Origin of the sequence: Bacteroides caecigallinarum, assembly GCF_021530995.1 — a bacterium.
In the GTDB taxonomy this organism is placed as follows: Bacteria; Bacteroidota; Bacteroidia; order Bacteroidales; family Bacteroidaceae; genus Phocaeicola; species Phocaeicola faecigallinarum.
Map to the genome: position 1 here is coordinate 20,880 of NZ_JADYTF010000038.1, position 6,179 is coordinate 27,058.

At 39.1% G+C, this 6,179-nt stretch carries 6 protein-coding genes and 1 tRNA gene; 6 read left to right on the forward strand and 1 reads right to left on the reverse strand.

The window, feature by feature from the left end; translation table 11 throughout:
• Positions 1–6 precede the first annotated feature (6 nt).
• From I6E24_RS07085 to I6E24_RS07110, 6 genes are all read left to right on the forward strand, one after another.
• On the forward strand, positions 7–930 hold the full coding sequence (locus I6E24_RS07085; protein WP_235327405.1) for a hypothetical protein: 924 nt from the start codon (positions 7–9) through the stop codon (positions 928–930).
• A 27-nt stretch (positions 931–957) separates the two neighbouring features.
• A complete protein-coding gene (locus I6E24_RS07090; RefSeq protein ID WP_235327407.1) occupies positions 958–1,416 on the forward strand; it encodes a YqaA family protein in 459 nt (152 codons plus the stop codon).
• 15 nt (positions 1,417–1,431) lie between these two features.
• On the forward strand, positions 1,432–2,091 hold the full coding sequence (gene mnmD / locus I6E24_RS07095; protein ID WP_235327408.1) for a tRNA (5-methylaminomethyl-2-thiouridine)(34)-methyltransferase MnmD: 660 nt from the start codon (positions 1,432–1,434) through the stop codon (positions 2,089–2,091).
• A gap of 67 nt (positions 2,092–2,158) precedes the next feature.
• Positions 2,159–3,046 (forward strand): metal ABC transporter solute-binding protein, Zn/Mn family, encoded by an 888-nt coding sequence (locus I6E24_RS07100; protein ID WP_235327410.1) that lies wholly within the window; start codon positions 2,159–2,161, stop codon positions 3,044–3,046.
• Positions 3,046–3,813: a metal ABC transporter ATP-binding protein gene (locus I6E24_RS07105; RefSeq protein WP_235327412.1), complete on the forward strand. Its 768-nt coding sequence runs from the start codon at positions 3,046–3,048 to the stop codon at positions 3,811–3,813. Before I6E24_RS07100 ends, I6E24_RS07105 begins: the two co-directional genes overlap by 1 nt.
• Before the next feature lie 188 nt (positions 3,814–4,001).
• Positions 4,002–4,072 (forward strand) — tRNA-Gln (locus I6E24_RS07110).
• A gap of 299 nt (positions 4,073–4,371) precedes the next feature.
• Here the strand turns inward: I6E24_RS07110 and I6E24_RS07115 are convergent.
• Positions 4,372–6,066 carry a SulP family inorganic anion transporter gene (locus tag I6E24_RS07115; protein WP_235327414.1) on the reverse strand — a complete coding sequence of 565 codons (1,695 nt, stop codon included), beginning with the start codon at positions 6,064–6,066 and terminating at the stop codon, positions 4,372–4,374.
• Between the last annotated feature and the right edge of the window lie 113 nt (positions 6,067–6,179).

The window sequence follows — 6,179 nt, forward strand, 5'->3', positions numbered from 1 at the left end:
TATATCATGCGTAACCGCTTTCAATATCAGATAGCTACCGGGAGGCTGACACTTCCGGTGGCTATCGTATTATCTGTAATTCTGTGGATAGCAGCTTTCAACGACGAAATGGAAGCTGCATCTTTCCTGACAGGAGGTCTGGTAACATATCTTCTCATTGAGTTCAATACTTCATTTGCCCTTATAAGAAGTCGTTCATCGTTGCCCTCTGCCTTATTTGCCATACTTTATTCATCATCATTGTTCCTTCATGAATATGGCAAAGGGGAATGCTGGATTCTGTTACTTTTTATGGGAAGTCTTTACTGCCAACTCAAAAGTTATGAACAGAAAAATGCGTCTTCGTATATCTTCCATTCTTTCCTGTGGTTAGGTATAGGAAGTTTGATAAAGCCTGGATTGATTCTTTCAGCACCACTGGTGTTTATTCTCATGTTTCAACTCAGGTCATTCAGTTTCAAGACATTCTTTGCAGGTATCATAGGTCTTTGTACTCCATACTGGCTCATGACTGGTTATGACATGTATATCGGCAACAGCCCGATGTTTCTTACATGGTTCGATAATATTTTTGAATGGGACATTGACTTATACAGAAATCTGCCTATAAATCAAGCAATAACAGCTGTATGTGTATTATTAATATCTGCCGTAAGCGGAATAAACAGTCTTGTAATATCACAAAACGATAAGGTAAGAAACAGAATCATGATAGGAGTGATTAATACAATAGGGATATATGAAACAATACTCATGATTGCGCAACCATCTATGTTGAAATCCTTACTTCCTATTGTAATGACAATGTGCTCTATCCTTTACGGATATACCATGATACAGAAAACAAACAAGTTTACATATATTTTTATGATAGTTTCACTGGTTATCATTGTTCTTATGGCTATATATAACCTGATGATTCATTTTTAGTCTAATATAGGAGGATAATAAAAAGAAATGGATGCAATGCTTCAGTTTCTCACAGAATGGGGTTATTGGGGAATGTTCATATCGGCATTCCTGGCAGGGACAGTTTTGCCGTTCAGTTCGGAGGCTGTACTGCTAGCATGCATAGGACTAGGACTTGACCCTATATTATCCACACTATCCACCACAGCAGGAAATGCTCTTGGAGGGCTGACGTGCTACTGGATAGGTCATCTGGGAAAGATGGAATGGATAGAAAAGTATCTGGGAGTGAAAAAGAAACAGATGGACAAGGCAGAAAGGTTTATCAAAGGAAAAGGTTCATGGATAGCTTTCCTGTCATTTCTGCCGGTTATAGGTGATGCCATACTGGTGGTACTGGGACTGATGAGAGCCAACGCACTTATAGTTACAATATCCATGACTTTGGGAAAACTTGCCAGATATGCCATACTGATGGCAACAACCCTGAAACTGATATCCTTGTAATAAACAATTAAGGTTATGGAAATAGAAAAGACAGCAGATGGAAGCTATACACTGTTCGTTCCGGAACTGGACGAGCATTATCACTCTGTGAAAGGAGCATTGACAGAGTCGGAACACATATTCATCAATATGGGCCTTAAGCACTCACAGGCTACGTCACCACATATATTGGAAATTGGTTTCGGAACCGGACTCAATGCCTTCCTGACATCTCTCGAAGCCAAAAATGAGAAGAGAAACATATTCTATACCACTATAGAAAAATTTCCTCTTGATATGGAGACTATAAAGCTTCTTGACTATCCGAGACTTATCGCACCGGAAGAAAGCGAACTGTTTTACTCTATTCATAATGCAGAATGGAACTCACCGCAAACCGTTTCAGAACATTTCACTATTGAAAAAATAGAAGGTGATTTTACTGAATATAATTTCAGAAAAGGCTACGACATTATCTATTTCGATGCCTTTGCACCTGAAAAACAACCTGAAATGTGGAGCCAGACACTGTTTGACAATCTATATGAAGTATTGAACTACAACGGAATACTCACTACATATTGTGCAAAAGGAGTTGTAAGACGGATGCTTCAGGAAGCGGGTTTTATGGTGGAACGTCTGGCAGGTCCTCCGGGAGGTAAAAGAGAAATACTGAGAGGGACCAAAACGAAATGAAACCTTACTCAAAACGAAATGTGCAAGAAACAGCATAATGATTAATCTTTTAAATTTTGATTGTAACATGAAAACATTATTATCTATTATATGCCTGCTTATGGCTTTTTCATCGTGCAGTAACACAGAAAAAAGCGATAAACCTACGATAACCGTCACAATAGAACCATTAAGATATTTCACAGAAGTCATTGCAGGCGATAAATTCAAAGTAGTGAGCATGGTACCGGCAGGCAGCAGCCCGGAAACATACGATCCGACTCCACAACAAATGGTCAACCTGAGCAAGAGTGTTGCATATCTGCGTATAGGATACATAGGATTCGAACAGTCATGGACTGCCAAATTGCAGGAAAATCTTCCGAAGCTTCCATTCTACGACACTTCAGCCGGAGTAAATCTCATACACCAGCAATGTTCACACTCACATGACAACAGCGCACAGGAGGAGCATGTACACGGTGTGGAACCACACATCTGGAATTCTACAGAGAACGCTAAAATAATAGCCAATAACATCTGCAACGCACTGCAAGAACTGGACAGCAAAAACTCGGAATACTACAACAGCAGACTGGACAGTCTTACAAAAATAATAGAACAGACTGACGAAAAAATAAAGGAAATAATTACTGATGCAGACAAGACTTTCCTTATCTATCATCCTGCTCTGACTTATTTCGCAAGAGATTATGGTCTGGAACAGATCAGTATCGAGGAGGGTGGTAAAGAACCGTCGCCTGCTCATCTGCAGTCACTTATAAAACTGTGTAAGGACAAGAATGCAAGAGTAATATTCGTACAGCAGGAGTTCGACATGCGTAATGCAGAGACTATAGCCAAGGAGCTAGGAGTAGAAGTTGTTCCGGTAAATCCGTTGAACTACAACTGGACTGAAGAGATGATAAATACAGCAAAGGCACTACATACAAAAGAAGTTTCAACCAACGAATAATGAACAACTGCATAATAAAAATAGAGAACCTGTCCGCCGGATATGAGAATAAAACCGTCCTTCATGACATAAATCTGGAGGTAGCAGAAAAGGATTTCCTTGGCATTATAGGTCCGAACGGTGGAGGAAAAACCACACTGATGAAAGTGATACTGGGACTTCTGGAACCTACCGAAGGAAAAATAACCTATTATGACAACGGTATCCTCACAGAAAGACTGGAAATAGGCTATCTGCCGCAATATAATTCGATAGACAAGAAATTCCCTATATCTGTTTACGAAGTTATTCTTTCAGGGCTTAACAGACAGAAAAACCTGTTCAGAAGATTCACAAAGGAACATCATGAGAGAGTAAAGGAAACTATATCCATGATGGGACTCGAAGGAATGGAAAACAAGCCGATAGGACAACTGAGCGGAGGACAGATGCAAAGAGCTTTATTGGGCAGAGCCATTGTTTCAGATCCTAAGGCAATAATACTTGACGAGCCAAATACCTATATCGACAAGCGTTTCGAAGCCAGACTGTATTCACTGCTTGAGGAAATAAACAAGGAAAGGACCATAATACTGGTAAGCCACGACATAGGCTCAGTACTGCAAAATGTAAAGAGTATAGCTTGCGTAAACGGCACTTTGGACTATCACCCACAAAGCGAAGTCTCTGCCGAATGGATAGAAGAAAAACTGCAATGCCCTATTGAACTGCTTGGACACGGTGAACTGCCGCACAGAGTACTCAAGAAACACAATCATAAAGACTGATTGAAACTATAGTGGTTTTATACAGTAATTTTACTTTCACATCTTTCACAGATAGAATTTTACCCAAGACAACAATACTTTATTAATAAATATAGACCTGCAAGTACGAAAAAAGTTAAAGAAAATTTGGAAGATAACATAAAAAGATAGTATCTTTGCCACGCATTTCGAGAGAAAGCAATTAAGTTTGGACTATGGTGTAATGGTAGCACAACAGGTTTTGGTTCTGTTTGTCCAGGTTCGAATCCTGGTAGTCCAACACAAGAAAGCCTCAAGAGACAGTCTCTTGAGGCTTTCTTGTATCTATAATTGTGCAATAAAAATAAATATTTTTTCGTACGAAACGTATAGACATAAAAAAAGGAGTACCGCTGTACTCCAACCTTTGTTAACCTTAAAATCTAATACTATGAAAAACACAGTACAAAGGTACGGACTTTCCGGTAATCTGCAAGTATTTCAGCCAAAAATCCATGTTTTATAACATAGTTTAATAAATAAAGAAAATGCTCCACGTTTGTTAACAACATGGAGCATTTATGTTAATTGTTAAAAGCATTATTTTCTATTAAGCTCTTCCATCTCTTTTGTAGCTACAGCCAAAGCTTCATTTATGTTGCTACAGATATTTTCTTTACCCAAGAGTTCATAGAATCCTGATTTTTCAAGTGTCTTATGCACATTTTCGTTTACACCTGACAGGATGATATGTATATTCTCCTTCTGCGACATATGGCAAAGTGTAGTAAGGTTATGGATACCTGTAGAATCGATAAATGGCACCTTACGCATACGGATGATACGAATCTTAGGTCTGTCGCCCAGCTGCGCCATCATATCCTCAAATTTAGTCGCTATACCGAAGAAATAAGGACCGTTAATCTCGTACACCTCTACACCATCAGGAATAATAAGATGCTCTTCGTGCACTTCCATATCCGATTCCTTGTTTGGGTCAAGCTCATTCTTGATAACGGAAATCTGAGTAGTTTCCATCACACGTTTCATAAACAATACACAGGCAATGAGCAATCCCACTTCGATGGCTACTGTCAAATCGAATATAACTGTAAGGAAGAATGTTATAAGAAGAACTGTAACGTCCGATTTAGGGTTCTTGAGCAATCCCATAAATACTCTCCAGCCACTCATGTTATATGACACTATAACCAATACTCCGGCAAGACATGCCATAGGAATATACTGAGCAAGCGGCATAAGGAAAAGAAGTATAAGAAGAAGTATCACAGCATGCACAATACCTGAAACAGGAGATTTACCACCATTATTGATATTAGTCATCGTACGGGCAATTGCTCCTGTTGCAGGAATACCTCCGAAAATAGGAGATACCACATTGGCAATACCCTGAGCTATAAGTTCTGTATTTGAATCGTGTCTGTCACCAATCACACCATCAGCCACAGCAGCAGAAAGCAAAGATTCTATTGCTCCAAGAACTGCTATAGTTATCGCTACAGGGAAAAGATTCTGTATAGCCTCCCAATTTATCGCAGGAACAGCTGCCGAAGGAAGCTCAGCCTTAATACTGAAACGATCGCCTATAGTATCAATACATGTGATTCCTGCATACTGCTTCAGCAAATACACTCCTACAGTAACCAGAATAATGGCAACAAGCGACCCAGGCACCTTCTTTGAGAACTTTGGAGTTATAGCTATGATAAACACACTGACTACACTTACTATGGCATTCCACCAGTTCACAGTATCAAAATGTCTGAAATAAAGCATCCATTTACCAATGAAATCTCCAGGAACCTTCTCTCCCCTGAAATCAAGGCCGAAGATGTCTGCTATCTGTGTAGTAAAGATTGTTACGGCAATACCACTGGTAAAACCTATAATAATAGGATAGGGGATAAACTTTATGACAGTTCCCAACTTGAATACACCTAATAATATAAGCAAGACTCCCGCCATCATAGTGGCAACCATAAGTCCGCTCAATCCATATTGCTGGATAATACCGTAGATGATAACAATAAAAGCACCTGTAGGACCACCTATCTGCACCTTACTGCCACCAAGGAAAGAAATGATAAATCCAGCCACAATAGCCGTAATGATACCTTTCTCAGGAGTTACACCTGAAGCAATACCAAACGCGATAGCCAACGGCAAGGCTACAATACCTACTATTATACCCGCCATCAAATCAGTCATGAAATCTGATTTACTGTAATTCTTGAGTGTAGAAAACAGTTTAGGATGAAACTCAACCCCTTTCATAAAACAATCTTATTTCTATTTATAAATATTTTTTTGCAAAATTACGTATTTTCTGCCATATAACATACTTTTACAGCTATATAAATTATGATTTGACTGTAAAAACTTAAAAG